The sequence below is a fragment of the Alcaligenes sp. RM2 genome, assembly GCF_052931795.1.
The window spans coordinates 448788-468086 of sequence record NZ_JBRFIO010000001.1 but is presented as its reverse complement, the minus strand read 5'-3'; the positions used below and the strand labels follow the sequence as shown (position 1 = coordinate 468086).

17 protein-coding genes and 1 tRNA gene are annotated in these 19299 nt (G+C 56.2%); 8 read left to right on the top strand and 10 right to left on the bottom strand.

Translation table 11 applies throughout. From position 1 onward, the window contains the following. Nucleotides 1-251 precede the first annotated feature (251 nt). Together ACU6HM_RS02135 and ACU6HM_RS02130 are read left to right on the top strand one after the other, a co-directional pair. Nucleotides 252-764, top strand: coding sequence for a hypothetical protein (locus ACU6HM_RS02135; RefSeq protein WP_039941590.1), 513 nt, complete (start codon nt 252-254; stop codon nt 762-764). An 81-nt stretch (nt 765-845) separates the two neighbouring features. Next, entirely contained in the window at nt 846-1544 is a 699-nt protein-coding gene (locus ACU6HM_RS02130) for a cytochrome b/b6 domain-containing protein (protein ID WP_009456245.1), read from the top strand. A 153-nt stretch (nt 1545-1697) separates the two neighbouring features. Here ACU6HM_RS02130 and ACU6HM_RS02125 read toward each other — a convergent pair whose 3' ends face one another. After that, nucleotides 1698-3344 (bottom strand): ABC1 kinase family protein, encoded by a 1647-nt coding sequence (locus ACU6HM_RS02125; protein ID WP_239054462.1) that lies wholly within the window; start codon nt 3342-3344, stop codon nt 1698-1700. 257 nt (nt 3345-3601) lie between these two features. Between ACU6HM_RS02125 and ypfJ the strand changes: the two genes are divergently transcribed. Both ypfJ and ACU6HM_RS02115 read left to right on the top strand, forming a co-directional pair. Next, nucleotides 3602-4453 carry a KPN_02809 family neutral zinc metallopeptidase gene (ypfJ, locus tag ACU6HM_RS02120; RefSeq protein ID WP_060186892.1) on the top strand — a complete coding sequence of 284 codons (852 nt, stop codon included), beginning with the start codon at nt 3602-3604 and terminating at the stop codon, nt 4451-4453. 75 nt (nt 4454-4528) lie between these two features. Further along, nucleotides 4529-4604 (top strand) — tRNA-Lys (locus tag ACU6HM_RS02115). Between the two features lie 316 nt (nt 4605-4920). On the opposite strand, the gene ACU6HM_RS02110 is transcribed toward ACU6HM_RS02115, so the two are convergent. The 3 genes from ACU6HM_RS02110 to ACU6HM_RS02100 form a co-directional block, all read right to left on the bottom strand. After that, on the bottom strand, nt 4921-6225 hold the full coding sequence (locus ACU6HM_RS02110) for an MFS transporter (protein ID WP_446763295.1): 1305 nt from the start codon (nt 6223-6225) through the stop codon (nt 4921-4923). A 36-nt stretch (nt 6226-6261) separates the two neighbouring features. Beyond that, on the bottom strand, nt 6262-7140 hold the full coding sequence (locus ACU6HM_RS02105) for a TauD/TfdA dioxygenase family protein (protein ID WP_026483019.1): 879 nt from the start codon (nt 7138-7140) through the stop codon (nt 6262-6264). Between the two features lie 88 nt (nt 7141-7228). Continuing rightward, the gene (locus ACU6HM_RS02100) at nt 7229-7705 is read right to left on the bottom strand and encodes a MarR family winged helix-turn-helix transcriptional regulator (protein WP_009456231.1); all 477 of its coding nucleotides are present in this window, start codon (nt 7703-7705) and stop codon (nt 7229-7231) included. Between the two features lie 1468 nt (nt 7706-9173). On the opposite strand from ACU6HM_RS02100, the gene glnK reads away from it, so the two are divergent. Then, nucleotides 9174-9512, top strand: a complete 339-nt coding sequence (gene glnK / locus ACU6HM_RS02095) for a P-II family nitrogen regulator (protein WP_009456229.1) — start codon at nt 9174-9176, stop codon at nt 9510-9512. 14 nt (nt 9513-9526) lie between these two features. Then, nucleotides 9527-10768, top strand: coding sequence for an ammonium transporter (locus ACU6HM_RS02090; RefSeq protein WP_446763294.1), 1242 nt, complete (start codon nt 9527-9529; stop codon nt 10766-10768). Nucleotides 10769-10888: 120 nt separating this feature from the next. On the opposite strand, the gene ACU6HM_RS02085 is transcribed toward ACU6HM_RS02090, so the two are convergent. Further along, complete coding sequence (locus ACU6HM_RS02085; RefSeq protein WP_009456228.1) at nt 10889-11341, bottom strand: c-type cytochrome; 453 nt, start codon at nt 11339-11341, stop codon at nt 10889-10891. Nucleotides 11342-11439: 98 nt separating this feature from the next. Further along, on the bottom strand, nt 11440-12816 hold the full coding sequence (gene purB, locus ACU6HM_RS02080) for an adenylosuccinate lyase (protein ID WP_009456227.1): 1377 nt from the start codon (nt 12814-12816) through the stop codon (nt 11440-11442). 235 nt (nt 12817-13051) lie between these two features. On the opposite strand from purB, the gene ACU6HM_RS02075 reads away from it, so the two are divergent. Beyond that, nucleotides 13052-13663, top strand: coding sequence for a glutathione S-transferase family protein (locus tag ACU6HM_RS02075; protein ID WP_009456225.1), 612 nt, complete (start codon nt 13052-13054; stop codon nt 13661-13663). Nucleotides 13664-13722: 59 nt separating this feature from the next. On the opposite strand, the gene ACU6HM_RS02070 is transcribed toward ACU6HM_RS02075, so the two are convergent. After that, on the bottom strand, nt 13723-14568 hold the full coding sequence (locus tag ACU6HM_RS02070) for a helix-turn-helix domain-containing protein (protein WP_446763293.1): 846 nt from the start codon (nt 14566-14568) through the stop codon (nt 13723-13725). Between the two features lie 83 nt (nt 14569-14651). On the opposite strand from ACU6HM_RS02070, the gene ACU6HM_RS02065 reads away from it, so the two are divergent. Then, nucleotides 14652-15746: an alpha/beta hydrolase gene (locus ACU6HM_RS02065; protein WP_446763292.1), complete on the top strand. Its 1095-nt coding sequence runs from the start codon at nt 14652-14654 to the stop codon at nt 15744-15746. Here the strand turns inward: ACU6HM_RS02065 and ACU6HM_RS02060 are convergent. The 3 genes from ACU6HM_RS02060 to ACU6HM_RS02050 form a co-directional block, all read right to left on the bottom strand. Further along, entirely contained in the window at nt 15733-16545 is an 813-nt protein-coding gene (locus tag ACU6HM_RS02060) for a sulfite exporter TauE/SafE family protein (protein WP_009456212.1), read from the bottom strand. The two genes, ACU6HM_RS02065 and ACU6HM_RS02060, sit on opposite strands and share 14 nt — an antisense overlap. Before the next feature lie 9 nt (nt 16546-16554). Beyond that, nucleotides 16555-17670 carry a tRNA 2-thiouridine(34) synthase MnmA gene (gene mnmA / locus ACU6HM_RS02055; RefSeq protein WP_009456210.1) on the bottom strand — a complete coding sequence of 372 codons (1116 nt, stop codon included), beginning with the start codon at nt 17668-17670 and terminating at the stop codon, nt 16555-16557. A 201-nt stretch (nt 17671-17871) separates the two neighbouring features. Next, nucleotides 17872-19293 carry an FAD-binding oxidoreductase gene (locus ACU6HM_RS02050; protein WP_022983265.1) on the bottom strand — a complete coding sequence of 474 codons (1422 nt, stop codon included), beginning with the start codon at nt 19291-19293 and terminating at the stop codon, nt 17872-17874. Between the last annotated feature and the right edge of the window lie 6 nt (nt 19294-19299).

The following is a 19299-nucleotide window of genomic DNA, read 5'->3' as shown; positions in this document are numbered from 1 at the left end:
GATAGCCCAATTCAGTCCATTTCTTTAAGCCTGAGGCAAGATGCTTTTCAGGACTAATTTCGCTTGTCCCCCCTATGACACAGACATGAAACATTCACCTTATGTGCCTATCCTTATAGCGAAAAGTTCTGCGATCCGGTATTCTACGCAACAAGAAAATACATAAAATGTTATGAAACTTACAAATACAGATGATCTATGGCGCTTTGTGTTTTTCACTGAGCCTTGATCATCCTCTTACTCGATTGATCATGCCCGCCACTAAGGTCTTTATTCGTTATGTTGTGATTGGGCTCGGCTTGGCCCTGCAACCGTTTGTCGCCCATAGTGCGGCAAGCCAGACCTGGCCCCAGCCTCCTTCTCAATTAAGTCTGGACAGCCCCTACGGCACCTTGCAAGTGAGCCAAAGCGATTATGTCTATGAAGCACAACTGCAACTGGACTCGCAAATCATCGCGCCCGAACTCAAGGGCTTGATCAATATTCCCTACGCCTTCAGACAATCCAACAACCAGACAGCGTTGATTTCGGTGGACAACGGCCTGGGGGGTTGCTCGATTTATTATCACTGGGTCACAGTGTCCTCCAAGGGCTATACCGTCTCGCCAGCGTTTGGGTCTTGCAGCGCACAAATTCGAGTACGCCACCAGGGTCAAACCCTGATCATGGAAACCCCCAGCCTGGATAATCCCACCCTGATCGACGAGTACCGTTACGACGGTCGCAAGATCAGTTTGCGCAAGCGCAAACCCCGCGCTCAATAAAAGAAGGAACCCGCGGCGGAAAACGGACTCCAAGACAACACTGACTATAATCAGATGTCTTAGTCTCTCCGGATTTTCCCCATGCAAGCCTCCTCGACTCGCCCTTTACTCATCTGGGATCTACCCACCCGCCTGTTCCACTGGCTGCTCGTGATCAGCATCGTGGGCTGTTTTGTGACGATCAAGGTTGGCGGTTTGTGGATGGACTGGCACGTACGCTTTGGCTTGCTGGCCCTGGGGCTGCTGGCATTTCGCCTGGTCTGGGGCCTGATTGGTGGTTACTACTCCCGCTTTAGCCACTTCCTGCCCAATCCTGTACGCAGCCTGCGCTACTTGCGTGACAAGCCCGCGGTTTACCCAGGCCACAACCCCATCGGTGCCTGGTCCGTCTGGATCATGTTGATTGTGTTCGGCTTTCAAGCCGTCTCGGGCCTGTTTGCCAATGACGACATCTTCACGACTGGCCCTTTGGCCTATCTGAGCAGCGACTGGTCCAAAACCCTGACGGGCCTGCACAAAGCCAATGAATGGATCATGCTGGCCATTATTGCCTTGCATATCCTGGCTATTTTCCTGTATCGCGTGTTGCGTGGTCAGAAATTAACCAGCGTCATGGTCAAGGGCAGCATGCCGGTTCCCGCCGATGCCAGCCTGCCTGCCAGCAAAGACAGCTGGAAAACCCGTTTTCTCGCTCTGATCATTGTGGCTCTGATTGCCTGGGGCGTGTACTGGATGACAGGTCTGGCACCCGTAGGCGGTGGCATGGACGACTTTATGTAAGGCCGACTTATCCCCAGAAGCTGTGAATAAACCTGGGGATAATGCGGGGACTGTTTGGGCTGAGCCGCATTTTTACTAGCCGTCTTTTAAACTGGACGGTGACTAGCCGCTTGAGCACTTCCTGCGCAGAAAGCGACGGCCTCAAGATACTTTTTAGCGCCGTCGCCAAAATCCCCACAAAACCAGAACCAGGCCCAGCACGGCGGCTAATAAACCCGCCCAGCTGAAAATAGTCAGGCCCAGCCATGCGGGACCGCGCGTAACCAGCACCGGACCCAAAATCAATACAAAAGCCGCCGTCACAATCGCAATGGCCAGACGGGTGGCTGCCTTTTCCAGCGACGAGGCCAGACGCGGCATGCCCTCGATTTGAATACGCGCCGAGATCTTTCCTTGCCGCACCCTATGCATCAACAGACGCAGCAATTGGGGCGCATCCATGGCCAACTGCCGCGACTCCAGCAAACTGCGTTGCAGGTCCGCATAAACACGACGTGGCGAGTACTGCTTGCGCATCAAGCCCATAATCACGGGCTGCGCGACTTCGACCACATCAAACTGCGGGTCCAGACGCTTCAGCACACCGTCCGCCGTGATAAAAGCCTTGAACAGCAAGGCCAGATCCGGCGGCAGAATTAAATGGTTCTCGCGCGCCAGAGCCATGAAGTCCAGCAAGGCAGCCGAGATGGACAACAGCCCACTGCTTTGTCGGGCTACATAACGCTGGGCACTTTCTTCCAGACGGCTCCAATCAAAGTCCTCTGCCCCGGACCAGTCCAGCAAGGTCGTTGCCACCCCATCTGCCTGTCCATCCACAATCGCCCGTAGCAACACCAGCAATTGCTGGCGGCGACGTTCCGTCAAATGGCCCACCAAGCCGAAATCAATAAAGGCAACCTTATTGCCCGGCAAGGCCATCATATTGCCGGGGTGCGGATCAGCATGAAACAGCCCGTCCTCCAGCACCATATGCAGGAACGCCAAGGCACCTCGGCGGGCCAATAAAGGACGATCCGCCTCAATGGCTTGCAACAGTGCCTCTTGAATGGGCGAGACCCCGGGGACAAACTCCTGCACCATGACCGTCGCGCTGGTCCACTCCATATAGACACGCGGAACCACGATGTCCTTGAAGGGCTGCATGTTCTCGCGCACCGCCAAGGTATTGGCCGCTTCGCGGGTGAAGTCCAACTCATCGGCAATGGCTTCAGCCAGGGCACGCACAATATCGTAAGGGCGATACTCGGGCAGCAGGCCTTGTTGCTGGACCAGGCGGGCAATCTGTTTCAACAAACGCAAGTCAGCCTGAATCAGTGGCTCCAGACCAGGGCGCTGCACCTTCACCACGACTTCGGTGCCATCCCGCAAACAGGCGCGATACACCTGTGCCATGGAGGCCGAGGCCAGCACCTGGGTGTCAAAGCGCGCAAAGGCTTGCTCAACCGTTTGACCCAAAGCCTGCTCCAGCTCGGGTCTGATCGTTTCCCAAGGCACCGGCGCGGCATGACCTTGCAGCTTCTCCAGCTCCTGCGTCCACTCCAACGACAGCAAATCATTACGTGTAGCCAGAATCTGACCCAGCTTGATAAAGGTCGGACCCAGCTCTTCCAGCGCACGTCGCAAACGTTCAGGTGCCGAGCGCTCGGGCATTTCGGCCGCCACCGGGGTCTTGTTACCGGGCAGGAGGTCCGACAAGCCCAGGCGATGCATCACATCCCCAATCCCGTATCGAGCTATAACCGCTCCAATGGCACGGACTCGTGCATGGTCGCGCAAGGCCAACAAGGTTCCTCCCAACATACTCGCTCTCCAGTAGGGTACGCTCTGAGAAAAGTAGCATACCGCAGTGTCCCGGTGACTTACTTATCCACATTTTCAGTGGGCAAGCTCGGGGATAGTCTTTGGACAAGTCACATTAAGCCAAGCAATTCAATGACTTGTCATGGCGGGGTAATTAACGCCCCCTACCCGTTTTCCGATGACAAGAATCGAAAATGCCCCTGCTCTATCCACGGAAATCAGAGTACATTGACGTTTTCCAATTCAAGGAGAGCGTGATGCGTCTGGATAAGTCTCGCTCCAGCCGTAATGTCGAGGACCGCCGTGCCAATGGGCCACGATTGAGCGGCGGCAAGATCGGCCTGGGGACAATCGTGCTGGCCCTGGTGGCCATGTACTTTGGGGTGGATCCCAGTGTGGTGCTGAACCTGGCCGACGGCCCTACCAGCGCCCCTCAGTCTCAACCCGTTGCAGCCTCGGATGCACAGGGCCAAACCATTGCCAAGATCCTGGGCGAAACCGAGGATGTCTGGCGTGATGTTTTTGCCAAGCAAACCAATGGCAGCTACCGCGATCCCGTGCTGGTGCTGTACCGGGGCGCCACCCCGACCGCCTGCGGGGCAGGTCAATCTGCCATGGGTCCGTTTTACTGCCCTGCCGATCAAAAGCTTTATATAGACTTGGGCTTTTTCACCGAGATGGAGCAAAAGATGGGCGTCAAGGGCGACTTTGCCCCTGCCTATGTGATTGCGCATGAAGTGGGCCACCATGTTCAGAACCAGTTAGGCATGATGCGTCGTGTCGATGAGGCCCGTCGCAGCGGCTCCGCCTCTCAGGCTCGTCAAGCCTCCGTACGCCTGGAGCTTCAGGCTGATTGCTATGCCGGTATTTGGGCAAACCACGCTGACGCGCAACGCCAGATTCTGGAACCAGGCGATATTCGCTCGGCCCTGGATGCCGCTCAAGCCGTAGGCGATGACACCTTGCAAAAGCAATCGCAAGGCTATGTGGTCCCCGATTCCTTTACCCATGGCAGCTCGCAACAACGCATGGCCTGGTTCATGGAAGGCTATAAAACCGGACAGCTGAAAATGTGCGACACCTTCACCCGTCCTGACCCAGTCTCCTGATATACGTAAAATTATGTAACTGCGTCTTGCGCTAGATAATTTCCGTTCTATAATCTTTTTCTTCGCAGGAAACGGGGGTCGTTAGCTCAGTTGGTAGAGCACTGGACTCTTAATCCATTGGTCGACAGTTCGAGTCTGTCACGACCCACCACATGTCCTGCTGCTTACGGTACACCATGCCGTAACACCGTAAATCAGCCCGCTACTGTAGCGGGCTTTTTTGCGTCTGAACACTATCCCTGCGAAGCTCAAGGGCCCTGCCAATTTTTGAGTGGCAGGGCTTGGGTGACAATACTGCACACGGTCAATAGTCGTGGCACCCCTTCTGTAATTCGGTCATGAAGCGGCCCGCATGAAACCCGTCACACTTGCCATCATCTTTTCCTGAATCTCCATACTGTCCATCCAGGCAAGTGTATAGAAAAATGCGGTAAGCAGTGCCACTCTGCGTTCTTCAAAACCCTGCCTTAAACAGAAGCCGAACCACTCACAGGACTTCCTGCCTTTGCCTGAATCTGCGACAGCGTGCGGGAGGGATCCACCAAGAGAAAACCCAGCACGGCTCCCAGCAGCAAAAGTACGGCCGTCAAGGCAAAGCCCTGGTGAAAACCGGCAAGACCGGGCTCGGCCTGAATCAGCCTTCCCATCACAATGGGCGCAACCAGGCCCGCTGTTGTGGACAATGAATTGGTGATGGCCAGTGTGGAACCCCGCTTTTCGATTGGGCTGATTTGCGCTGAGATTGCCGAACAGAGCACAAAACCGACCTGGGGAAAACTCAAGCCCAAGGCGATCAGCACAATCCCGGCTGTTGGACCCGGCTTCAAGTAAGCGGCCGCCAGCAGGCACAAGGCCCCTGCCAACAAGAAACCGACCGTGACCAGACTGCGTGCCACTCGGGACGAATACCCTTGGCGCAAGAAGCGGTTGGACAGGTAAGAGCCGCCCGACACAATCGGGATTGCCACGAAAATGCACAAGGAAAACAGCCATCCCGCCGTGTCCGACGAGAAGTTCAGACCGCGTTGCAAATAAGCGGGCAACCAGGTAAAGACCAGCGCAGCACACCAGTACGCTACCCAGTACATCAGCAGGTTGCCGATGAAACTACGATTCAAAAGCACATCACGGTACGAACAGCGAGACTGCGGCTTGCTCTTGCCAACGGCGGGCACCGGATTCGCACTGATGGGACCATCCTTGCCCAACAAGGCCCATACCACCAGCCACATCAGCCCTGCTGCCGCTGTCACCCAAAACACCGAGCGCCAGCCATGACTGATGGTCAGGTAACCCACCAAGGGACCGGCCAGCAGCATACCTACCTGCCCACCCTGCATCACAATGGCCGTAGGCCAGGTACGCTCCTGATCCGGAAACCACTTGTAGCACGCGTGCAAGGCCAGGGGGTAGGCAGGGCCTTCCCCCACGCCCAGCAAAATGCGACAAGCCATCAAGGCAATAATCGTGCTGGCTCCCATAGCGATCGGAACCTGGGCTACAGACCAGATAATGACCAGCCCCACCAGCAGCAAACGCGAGGACACCGTATTGGACACAAAACCCACCACAATGCCCGAGATCGCAAACAGGAAGAAAAAGCTGCCTGCAATGGTGCCAAACTGCTGTGGCCCGATGGCCAGCTCCTCCATCAACGGCACGGCGACCAGACCAAATATCGCCTTATCGGCAAAGTTGATCACCATAAACAAGAACAACAAGAACACCACGACGTAGCGCTGTCCTGGGAAATACTTTTTCTGGTTTTCCATGTCTCCCCCCAACTTGTCAAAAGTGCAGCGATACGATCAATAAGGACGGTCACCAATAATGGTGGCTCGGGCCATTTTGCGGGGCAAAGGAAAATAGTCCTGAACGGCATAATGCTGAGTGGCCCGGTTGTCCCAAAACGCAATGGTGTGAGGCTGCCATTTCAAGCGCACCTGATACTCCGGGTGACGGGCCTGATCCACCAAATACTGCAGCAGGAAATGAGCACCGCTTTGCAGCTCGGGCATGCCACGGAAAAAGCCGGTTTCAATGTAGTTGGCCAGATGGGTAGTCCAGCTACTGACATACAAAATCCGCTGACCGGTTTCTGGATGAGTACGCACCACAGGGTGTGTCTGCGCTGGAAAACGATCTCGCATTGCCGCCCTGTCCTCCTCAGGAATACGGTCTATGAAACCAGGCAATAAATCGTGCACGGCTTCCAGCTCGTGCAAAATATCTTTGATGTGAGGCGGCAAGTTCTCATAGGCCAGTGCCATATTGCACCAGATCGTATCGCCCCCGGCGGGTGGACATTCAATGCAACGCAGAATGGAACCCATGGAAGGTTCGGCCCGCCAGCTGACATCGCTATGGTAGATATTCTCACGCCCCGGCTGCGTGTTATTGCCCCCCAGCAGCACCAGCTCGGGATAATCCGGATCGTGTGGAAAAACCGGATGCACTTCCAGCTCACCAAAGCAACGGGCAAATGCAACATGCTGTGCCGCATTCAAAGGCTGGTCACGAAACACCAGCAATTGATGCTTCAACAACAAGGCGCGCAGCTCCTGTACCTGCGTATCTTCCAGGGGCTGAGTCAAATCGACACCCGCTACCTCGACACCGATAGCGGGCGACATGATTCTGGTTTCCAAGCGGCTGGCTGCGATTGGGCTGTCTACGACCTGCGTCATGATCCTCTCCTGAATATTGTTTCGTTTCAAACGAAACAATATTAGCGTGAGAAATATCCAGTACAACTCGGTGATTACCCTTGAGACTTCAAATATGTGCGTCGCCGCTGAAATCGCTGCCAAAGCGCTGGACCATACGGTTCTCCAGGCGCGTCATCATCTCTTTAAAGGAGCTGAGCTCTTCCTGGCTAAGCACGGACGTCAGCTCCTGCTCCAGACCCAGAGCGATAGGCACAATGCGATCGTGCACTTGCTGGCCCTGCTCGGTCAGACACAGCAGATTGCTGCGCATATCGTTTTCATTATCGCGACGAGCAATTAACTGAGCGGCTGTCAGGCGAGAAACGGCACGGCTGACCTTGGCCTTGTCCATGCTGGTGCGCTCGGTCAAACTGCCCGAGGTCAGGGTGCCATAGCGTCCCAGGGTCGCAATGATGCGCCACTCTGGAATGGACAAACCAAATTGCTGTGCATGCTGACGCGCAAAGGTCACCGCAATATGCGAGGCCAATATCGTGACTTGATAAGGGAGAAAATTCTCCAGGTCCAGGGTGGTTTTTTCCAACTCGCTTCCCAAGGCGCTAGTCCGCTTTCTGTAAGGAGTTTGATCATAGCATCGCCAGGCAATGGCTTCGCCGATTGGCTGCCCAGCTTCTTTTCGATGCAACAAGAAAAAACAAGAGCGGCCTGCCCTGCAGTCATAGTTGTTTACTTTAGCTGCGCTCTAAATCCGATACGCTGGAAGATCACTTCAGTCAGGAGATGCTCATGCTAATTGCTATTGATCCCACCAAAGCGCCCGACACCACTCCTCCCGGCAAAACGCCCAACCCCGAGCCGGATCCTAAAAAGATTCCTGGCAATGAGCCGCCATCCAAAAAATAGTCAAAGGCCAGAGCTTTTGACGCTGGTATTTGCAGGAATTTGAACACTTGCTCGCCATACGCAGGTCGCATGTCATTACATTGAGATGCGGCCTGAAACGGCTGTCACATTTTCTGCAGTACAGTGAATCGTGGTGATATTTATTACAAACCATCACCCTACGCTAATTGGCAAGCCAGTTTGCAAACGCTATTACATCAACCACAAAATTATTTGAGGAGCATTGTATGGCCCAGCTAGACCGAGGCACCATGTGCATCATGTGCCAAACCCTTCCACTATCGCAACCCAACGCTCAACGACATCCTTACCTCAAACCCATCAGACGAGTCGATGACACTGACGAACAAAGCACCGAAAGTCTGTATCACTGCACTGTTTGTCACACCCATTGGCTATACCAACGCGACAAATGGGACGCCTGCCTGGGATTCAAATTATGGCAAGGAGGTCTGCAGGCATTTAACCGGCGGCATGTACCGCTTACCTTCTCCACTCAGAGTACAGACAGCAAAAAAACCAGAAAGCACAAAGGTCCTGAGCTGCTCTCTTGATCCTTGCTAGTCGCAGAACTAGCTCTATCGATACACGGGCAGCGCTGACATGCGGGCTGCCCTGTGGATCCTCCTGGCGCCCTGCCTGCCATTCAGCCACGGCAATTCCAGCACGAACAGGTCTGTTCTGCCTGCTCTGCAGCTGGTCATTTTTCTGAACCGAATGTTGCAAAGTTAAGACTATTAAAAAAAAATGCGCACTTGTTGCGCCGCAACATATATTATTTTTCCATAGTCGTTGTTCCTGCGGTGGTGAGATGAGCGGAGACAGGCGTCACAGAGCGCTGCTGTTATCTCGCTGCCCACCGACTAGGCAAGACCGGGGTCACGTGCCTAGCTAGCTTACTCGCCTTGCCGGAATTGTGTTGCTCTTCAACCTACAACACAGGTCCGCTTGCCTACCACTTGCGTTCGCGCTGTCGCACACCCTGCTGACAGCCGGAGAGTCGCTCAAACCGGCGTTGCCCGGTTGCACACAAGCCATCCACCAGGATTACCCATCCCGGTCGGCCCCCTCTCAACCGTCTCCTACCCCTCTCGGTGTTCCATTGCATCCGCAAGGCCAGCTTGCCTGTGTTTACTTCAGGAACACCTATGAAATTGATTACCGCCATCGTCAAACCCTTCAAGGTTGACGAGATACGCGAGGCCCTTTCCGATCTGGGCATACAGGGGATGACGCTTACCGAGGTCAAGGGATTTGGTCGTCAGAAAGGCCACACCGAGCTTTACCGCGGTGCGGAGTATGCAGTCGACTTCCTGCCCAAGATCCGCATTGAACTGGCTATTCCCGACGAGCAGTTGCAAAGCGTTCTGGAGGCCATTCAAAGCAGTGCCCGCACCGGACGTATTGGTGACGGCAAGATCTTTGTCCAGCCGCTGGACCATGTCATCCGCATCCGCACCGGCGAATGCGATGAGCAAGCCCTGTAATCGGAGACTCCATCATGAACAACGCTGATCTATCGTGGATGCTGGTCTCCACGCTTCTGGTACTGATGATGGCCGCGCCGGGCCTGGCCCTGTTTTACTCGGGGATGGTGCGTCAAAAAAATGCCTTGTCCATGTTGTCCCAGACCTTGCTGGTGTTCAGTCTGGGGGTGGTGCTGTGGTTTATCTATGGCTACTCACTGGCCTTTACCGCTGGCAATTCCTTGATTGGCAGTTTCGACAAGGTCTTGTTCAACGGCATGTTCACCGCTGCTGACCAACAGTTCTCCATGTCGGGCACCTTGCCTGAACTGCTGTTTGCGTCTTTTCAGGCCACCTTTGCCGGCCTGACTTGCGCTCTGGTTGTCGGTAGTCTGGCAGAACGTACCCGCCTGTCCGCCATCCTGGTCTTTACCGTGATCTGGTTCACTTTGGCCTATCTGCCCATTTGCCATATGGTCTGGTTTGCCGATGAACAGAACGGCGGCTTGCTCAACTCCCGTGGCGCGCTGGACTTTGCCGGTGGCACGGTGGTGCATATCAACGCCGGTATTGCCGGTCTGGTCGGTGCCTGGATGATTGGCCCCAGACTGAACTACCGTCGTGAAGCCATGCCACCTCATAACCTGCCCCTGACCTTTATTGGTGCTGCTCTGTTGTGGGTAGGCTGGTTCGGTTTCAACGCAGGCTCGGCTTTGTCGGCCAATGAAAATGCCACGCTGGCATTCTTCAACACCATGCTGGCAGCCGCCATCGGCGTTGTGGCCTGGACTTTGGGTGAATGGATCAGCAAAGGTCATCCTTCCTTGCTGGGTGCCTGCTCGGGTGCGATCGCAGGTTTGGTCGGCATTACCCCGGCAGCCGGTTTTGTGGCTCCTTCCGGCGCACTGGCCATTGGCCTGATTACCTCCCTGGCGTGCTTGTGGGGTGTGAATGTTCTGAAGCGCTGGTTACGCGCCGACGATACGCTGGACGTTTTTGGCATTCACGGTTTGGGCGGGATTGTGGGCGCTTTGCTCACAGGTCTGTTCAACGCACCTGTTCTGGGGGGGCCTGGTACTGCAGCTGGCAACAGTATCTGGATGCAGTTGTGGATTCAGCTCGAAGGCGTGCTGGTTACGCTGGTCTGGTCCGGTGTGGCTGCCTGGATTGCCTTCACCGTTGCCAAACTAGTCTGCGGCGGCTTACGTGTCGATGCTGACCACGAGCGCGAAGGTCTGGATATCCGTACCCACGGTGAAACGGGTTATCAACACTGAGATCCCATCATGATTCGTGCCAATCTTGCCTGCAGGCAAACTGCTCCCTTTACACACAGGCACAGGCCTAAAAGAAAAAGCCCTCTTTCGAGGGCTTTTTTTTATAGGCAAACCAGTTGCTTATTTTTCTTTGCGGTAAGCGTCGTGACAAGTCTTACAGGACTTGCCCACATTACCGAAAGCCACGCGGAAGGCATCAAAGTCGCCCGAATCGGAAGCCACTTTCAGCTTATCGATTGCAGCGGTGAAATCATCGGTAGCTTGCTTGAAACCCTGAGCATCGCTCCAGGCCTCAGCTTTGGTCTCGCCGCCTTCGGTACCAGCGCCAAATGCGCCCCAAGGCAAAGCCGCCAAAACCGTCAGCACTTCTACGTTTTTAGCGATTGCAGCCGCATCATACGGTGCTTCTTTTTTGGCCACGGGAGCCATACGACCAAAGTGCGAGCCAATCAGTGACATGCTGGCTTGACGGTAGTCCACGGCCTGTTCTGGCTTGGCAAACTGGGCGGTAGCAGGCGTGACAAACGCAGCACACAAGGCGGCAGCGGCAGTCAGAAACGCGAATTTTTTCATGTGAACTCCTGTGTGATGAAACATAAAACACTTCATAAAGCACTGGCTCAAGATACCCGGCTGGCTGTGCCCTTGTGCAAGAACACAGCCGTTTGGATTTAGATCGCCTGGGCCAACTTTACTGCCACACCCAGATAGCTGCGTGGAGTTAGCTCAAGCAAATAGGTTTTAGCGTCTGCGGGCAGTTCCAGACCGCCAATAAACTCGCGCAACGCTTCCTGAGTAATACCACGACCACGTGTCAGGGCTTTGAGTTGCTCGTAAGGCTGGGGCAAACCGTAGCGGCGCATCACCGTTTGAACCGGCTCGGCCAGGATTTCCCAGCATGCGTCGATGTCCGCATCGACAGCTGCGGCGTTCAGTTCCAGTTTGCCCAGACCACGCAGGCAGGCGTCGTAAGCCACCACGCTGTAACCCAGAGCCACGCCCAGGTTACGCAGCACGGTCGAGTCGGTCAGGTCACGCTGCCAACGGGAGATAGGCAGCTTTTCGGACAGGTGGCGCAGCATGGCGTTGGCCAGGCCCAGGTTTCCTTCCGAGTTTTCAAAGTCAATCGGGTTGACCTTGTGCGGCATGGTGGACGAACCGATCTCGCCTTCTTTGAGGCGCTGCTTGAAGTAACCCAGGGAGATGTAGCCCCAGACGTCACGGTTGAAGTCCAGCAAGATGGTGTTGGCGCGAGCGATGGCGTCAAACAGAGCGGCCATCCAGTCGTGGGGTTCGATCTGAATGGTGTAGACGTTTTGCGTCAGACCCAGACCAGCCAGCACTTTCTGGCTGAAGGCTGGCCAATCAATTTCGGGGTAAGCCGAGAAGTGAGCGTTGTAGTTGCCGGTGGCACCATTCATTTTGGCCAGAGGCTGGACCGCAGCAATGGCCGCAATGGCGTTTTGCAGTCGAGCGGCCACGTTGGCAAATTCCTTGCCCATGGTGCTGGGGCTGGCTGGCTGACCGTGGGTGCGCGAGAGCAAAGGCTGCTCGGCGTGCAAGCGGGCCTGAGCCTTGATGGCATCGCACACTTCTTGCAGTTGCGGCAAGATTACTTGTTCACGAGCACGCGTCAGCATCAGCGCATGCGAGGTGTTATTGATGTCTTCAGAGGTGCAGGAAAAATGGATGAATTCAGCCGCAGCGGACAGCTCGGCGTGGTCGGCCACTTTTTCTTTCAACCAGTATTCCACGGCTTTCACGTCGTGGTTGGTGGTGCGCTCGATGGCTTTGATGCGGGCGGCATCGTCTTCCGAGAAGTTCTGCACCAGGCTCTTGAGTACCTCGCGGGCTTCGGCAGAGAAAGTAGGCAGTTCGGGCAGACCCGCGTCGGACAGGCCGATCAACCAGGCCACTTCGACCTCTACGCGATGCCACATAAATGCGGCTTCGGACAACAGGCCACGCAAGGGGGCGGTACGGCTGCCATAACGCCCGTCCAATGGCGACAAGGCATTCAGAGTGCTCAGGGTATCGGCTATGTGCATCGTTCTACAGAAAAGAAGGGGGAATAAAGTCAGCCCGCATTCTAACATTGCAGGCTGGCACCCGTATGCCACGCGTTCAGCATGGGGTCAGAATGCGACGGCTGTTCGAGGCTTTGACGAATAAACCACAGTTTTCCAACATTGTTTCCAGCGACAGGTTCAGGCCCGGCCTGCGGGACGTTCGCCCATAGGTTCCTGCTATACTTTTTGAGCCTGCAACTTTTGATAGCTTTTTATGAAACTTCTAGCTTCCCTCACCAGCCCATACGCGCGCAAAGTGCGTGTTGTCATGGCGGAAAAAAAGCTCGACTACGAGCTGATTCTGGAGGATGTGTGGGCCGATGACAGCGATATTCTGAAGCACAATCCACTGGGCAAAGTCCCCTGTCTGATTATGGATGATCAGGCAAATCTGTTTGACTCCCGCGTGATCGTCGAGTATCTGGATACCCTCTCGCCCGTCGGCCGCCTGATTCCCCAAGCCGGACGTGATCGCGCTGCAGTCAAATGCTGGGAAGCCATTGCAGATGGCTTGCTTGATGCCTGCGTTGCCATCGTGGTGGAAAAACGCCGTCCCCAGGAGCTGCGTCTACCTGCCTGGATCGACCGCCAAAACAGCAAGATTACCGCTGCCCTGCAATCCATGAACAACACCTTGGGTGACCAGTCCTTTTGCATGGGCACCAGCTTTAGCCTGGCCGACATTGCCGTAGGCTGCGCACTGGGTTATCTGGATCTGCGCTTTCCTGAACTGGACTGGCGCTCGCAGTACGGCAATCTGCAACGCCTGGATGAAAAACTCCAAGCGCGCCCCTCGTTTGCCAGCACCTTACCGCCTACGCAGTGAGCGTTGCGCCAGCAAGCCAGGGCCCATTCTTTTGAATGGGTTTTTTTATGTCTGCTGGTTCAGGCCTCGCCCAGCAATCGGTACATCCAGAAGGCCTCATCAGACTTCATGCGCTGGGCGAACTGGGCAGGTGAAAAGCCCGAAACCCGTTTGACCTCTCTGCCAAAATGAGACTGGTCGCTATACCCGGCTTGCAACGCCACATCAGACCAGACCGGATTTTCCTGCTGCTGCAACAAGGCAAAAGCACGCTCGGCACGCACATACAGCTGCAGCTCACGCTGGCTCTGCCCGGCCCAACGCTTGAATTGCCTTTGCATCTGACGCAAGCCCGTTCCCGTGCGTGTTGCTGCCATCCTCATCCCCAATGCCGTCAACCAATGATGCAAGGTGGCAGCACCTTCTGTCGCCAGACAGCCATGAGCACAACGATGAATTGCCGCCTCCAGTTGTTCGAATAAAGGGCCTTCTTCTGTGCCAGCTTGCCCAAGTGCCTGACAGCTGGCAGCGGGCAAGACCTGCTCCATGGGCAGTACCTGATCCAGAAAGTCGCTGGCCTCGATACCAAACACACGTTTCAAGGCATCCGGGTACAGTCCAATCGAAATCGCATGGACAGGCCCCGGAGACCAGCTAATGGAAGGTGTGCGCGAAGGCCCGGCAAACAGCATGCCGGGCAGGGGCTCTGACAGTACCGGACTCCCTCCATCCACGGGCGTCTGCACCAGGTGCAGCTGGCCATGGAAAACCCAGGACAACACCACCAGGGGCGAAGCCGGATAACAGTTCAGACGTTGCTGCGGCAGCAGATCCAGAGCACGGGTATCACGCTCCACGCCCAGATGGATAATGGACGCCGTTTTTCGGCTGGGGTGATGCAAACGGGCACAAGGCAAAGCAGACATGGGAGGTCGTTTCCGTTCTATCCGGCCCAGGCAAGCCGGGCCACACTGAAAGTCCTTTTATCCTACTTCAGCCCCGCCCTTTTATGCCCAAAACTATCTTGCAAGGATCCTGGTCTCATCGTTGCCGAAGCGCCCTCGCCCTCTGGGCCACCACCATAGACGTACTGGCTCGACGTATCATCGCCAAGCCGCTGGTGCCCGGCTGGTCTGTGCCTTTTGAAATCGCCACCCTGTTCTATCGCAAGCAGTTCAACCACGCCTTCCGCTTGCCAACCATAGCTGAAGGCCGCGCCTATTTCGACAGCCTGTACACGATTGCCGAACCGGACTTGCCCGTCCAGATGCAGGCCAGCACGTCCCCAGAACCACGGGGTGACTGGTTCATTCCAGATCGCCCGAACAGCAGCAAAACCATCTTGTACTTTCATGGCGGCGGCTATGCTTTCTACCCAATCGTGTCGCGCCACTTCATTCGTCTGCTGGCCTACAAGCTGCAAATACCCATCTTCGCCGTGGACTACCGCCTGACCCCGGAGCACCCTCACCCGGCCCAACAGGAAGATGCGCTAGACGCCTACCGCTATCTGCTTGGACGTGGGATCCCCGCCCAGGATATTGTCCTGGCAGGCGACTCGGCAGGCGGACACCTGGTGCTGATGAGCTTGGTCGGCCTGCGTCAAGCGGGACTGCCCCAACCTTCTCTGGCCTTGGCACTAAGCCCCTGGACGGATATAGGACGACGCGGCGCCAGCCAGTTTGGTCATGATCGCTACGATATAGTGCAGGGCTATCAAACGCTGCAATACGGTCAATGGCTAAAGGGCAACGGCCCCTGGAGTGATGATCGACTCTCACCCATTGCACAGGATCTGCGCCATCTGGCCCCCATCTACATTCAGGCAGGCGGCAAGGAAATTCTGGTCGACATGATCCGGGATTTTGCCCGAGAAGCGCACAAGCAGGGGGCCAATATACGGCTGGATGTCTGGCCGGATATGACGCACGAATTTCATGCTTACGGCAGCACACTACCGCAAAGCGAGCAGGCAATGACTGCGCTACGGACAGCAATTCAATGGACAGCTGGGGGAGTTTTTGAGCCGGCAGAAGAAACCGAGCTGAATGGGCTGGACTGTGCGTATGGCAAAGTCCAGCCAGAAAACATCAAGCCTGTGTGATGGCCTGCGTAATCATGTAGATCGCCAGCACAGTCAACATGCCAGCAAAGATGCGCTTGAGCGTCACCTGATCGATCTTGTGGGCCAGACTGGCCCCCAGGGGGGCGGTACAAATACTGGTGGCCGAAACAATCAACAAGGCCGGCCAGTAGATAAAACCAATCATGCCGGGGTGGCTGCCAAAGGTGGCCTGCCCGGACCAGATATAACCCACGCTATTGGCCAGAGCAATGAAAAAGCCCAAGGCGGCCGAGGTAGCGACGGCCTGCCGCACAGGCACATTGCCGCGCAGCATGAAGGGGACAGACAAGAAGGCCCCACCCGCCCCCAGCAGACCGGACACGAAACCGATCAAGGCTCCCATGGCAGCAATCCAGAATGGGGCAGGCAAAGAGCGGCCTTGCACCGGGGCCGACTTGCGTGCCATTTTGGAGGCCGAATACAGGACGAACACACCGAACACAATCGCCAGCGCCGTGCTGTTGATCATGGCAAAAATCGCGCCGCCCGACAGCAGCCCACCCAGGATCAGGCCGGGCACCATGACCTTGACCACATCCCAGCGAATGGCACCATGTTTATGGTGCGCCCTCACACTGGACAAGGAGGTGAACAGAATCGTGGCCATGGCCGTGGCAATGGAAGCATGCACGGCCAGCTCTTGCGGCACACCAAACAGCGGTAGCAGGAAGGTCAGGAACGGCACCAGAATCATGCCTCCGCCAATCCCCAGCAGCCCGGCGGCCAAACCAATACCGGCACCCAGCACCAGCAAACTGATGACAAGAATGGGATCCATGCCCGCCTCTTATTGAATAATGCCGCCGCCCAGGCAGCGGTCACCGTCGTACAGGACCACGGATTGGCCCGGCGTTACGGCCCATTGGGGCTGATCAAAATGAAGAGACAGGCTGTCGCCTTCGGCAGCCAGGATCGTGCAGGCCGCATCGGCCTGGCGATAACGGGTCTTGGCATGAATCGGGCCCAGCGCTGGCGGATGGCCCGCTACCCAACTGGTCTGCTCGGCCTTCAATTCAGACTGCAACAGCCAGGGGTGATCGTGCCCTTGCACCACATACAGCGTGTTCGTGGCCAGATCCTTGCGGGCGGCATACCAGGCGTCGGCGGTACCGTCTTCGCGCTGCTTGCCCTTGACACCACCAATGCCCAAACCCTTGCGCTGACCATAGGTGTGGAAAGCCAGGCCCACGTGCTGACCCAGCACCTGCCCTTCTGGTGTCTTGATCGGACCGGGTTGAGTAGGCAGATAGCGATTCAGGAACTCGCGGAAAGGACGCTCGCCAATAAAGCAAATGCCAGTCGAGTCTTTTTTAGCCGCGTTGGGCAGCTTCAATTCCTCGGCAATACGGCGCACTTCCTGCTTGTTGATCTCGCCCAAAGGGAACAAGGTGCGCGACAGCTGCGCCTGGTTCAGGCGATGCAGAAAATAGCTTTGGTCTTTGGACGCATCCAGACCTTTCAACAGCTGATAGTCTGTACCGCCCCCAGCCATGGGCACGCCACGCACACGGGCGTAATGGCCGGTGGCAATCCAGTCCGCACCCAAGGTCATGGCGTGATCCAGAAAGGCCTTGAACTTGATTTCCGCATTGCACAGAACATCGGGATTCGGGGTGCGACCTGCCGAATATTCCCGCAAGAACTCCGCAAACACGCGGTCCTTATATTCCGCAGCGAAGTTGACCGCCTCGATCTCGACCCCGACCAGATCGGCCACGCTGGCCGCGTCCAGCCAATCCTGGCGCGAAGAGCAAAATTCGGAGTCATCGTCGTCTTCCCAGTTCTTCATGAACAGGCCCACGACTTCATAGCCTTGCTCTTTAAGCAGCCAGGCCGAGACAGAGGAGTCCACGCCGCCGGACATTCCGATAACGACGCGACCTTTTTTGGTGGAAATAGTCATTGCAGTGATGATGAGAGGTGCCGCATTGGCTGGGCTTTGCGCCCAGTGCGCACCTGACTAACTAAAAAAGGCATTGTACGCCTGCCCTGACACATGTACAGGCAGACACCGCCCGTACCTGGGGTTTCTGGAAAACTGTGCTGCCCAAGACACAAAAGCCCAGACGACATGGTCTGGGCTTCCAAGGCGACTACCGCAGAATCAGTCCAGAGGACGCGGGGGCAACATCTTGCCGGGATTCATGATGTTGTGAGGATCCAGCGCCTGTTTGATGCTGCTCATTACATCCAGTGCATCCTGACCGTGCTCGGCCAGCATGAACTCCATCTTGTGCAAGCCCACACCGTGTTCGCCAGTGCAGGTGCCCTGCATGGCAATGGCACGCTCTACCAGACGATGGTTCAAGCGCTCGGACTCGTCCCACTCTTCCTGACTATCGGCGTCCAGCAGCATCAGGACGTGGAAGTTGCCATCGCCCACGTGCCCCACGATGGTGTACGGGAACGGAGCCTGATCCATATCGGCCGCGGTTTGCGCCACACACTCTGCCAAGGCGGAGATAGGCACACAAACGTCCGTGGTGCTGGAGCGGCAGCCGGGACGCAGCTGCAAACCGGCAAAGTAGGCATTGTGTCGCGCCGTCCACAAGCGGGAACGATCCTCGGCCTTATCGGCCCACTCAAAGTCCATGCCGCCGTTATCACGGGTGATTTCCTGAACCACCTGAGCCTGCTCCTGCACACCGCTGGGGCTGCCGTGGAATTCAAACAGCAGCAAGGGCGACTCTTTCAGCGTCAGCTTGCTGTAGGCATTGGTGGCACGTACAGCGGCCGTATCCATGAACTCGACACGCGCAATCGGGATACCCATTTGAATGACCTCGATCACGCTTTGCACGGCAGAGCGCAGATCGGGGAAATTACAGATGGCAGCCGAAATGGCTTCGGGCTGCGGGTACAGACGCACCGTCACTTCGGTAATAATGCCCAGCGTGCCTTCGCTACCGATGAACAAGCGGGTCAGGTCGTAACCGGCGGAGGATTTCTTGGCACGGTTAGCCGTATCAATAATGCGGCCATCTGCCGTCACAACCTTCAAAGTCAGGACGTTTTCGCGCATGGTGCCGTAACGCACGGCATTGGTACCCGACGCACGCGTTGCGGCCATCCCGCCCAGGCTGGCATCCGCACCGGGGTCGATGGGAAAAAACAAGCCCGTATCACGGATATGCTCGTTCAAGGCCATGCGTGTCACGCCAGCTTGCACGGTGGCGGTGAAGTCCTCGGCGTTGATTGCGACGATCTCGTCCATACCGGACAAATCCAGGCTGACACCGCCTTGAATCGCCAGGAAATGCCCTTCCAGCGAGGAGCCAGCCCCGTAAGGAATCAGGGGCACATGGTGCTCATGACAATGACGTGCCACCCAGGCTACTTCTTCTGTGCTGCGAGCAAAAACAACCACATCAGGCAGCATGGGTGGATACGGCGATTCATCCCGTCCATGGTGTTCACGCACGGCGTGCGAAAGCGAGCAACGCTCTTGGAACTGAGCCTGCAAGGCTTCTACAAAACCTTCAGGTAAAGGGCGCCGCGCTAGGTCGGCATGACCGGGAGCATTCATGAGCAT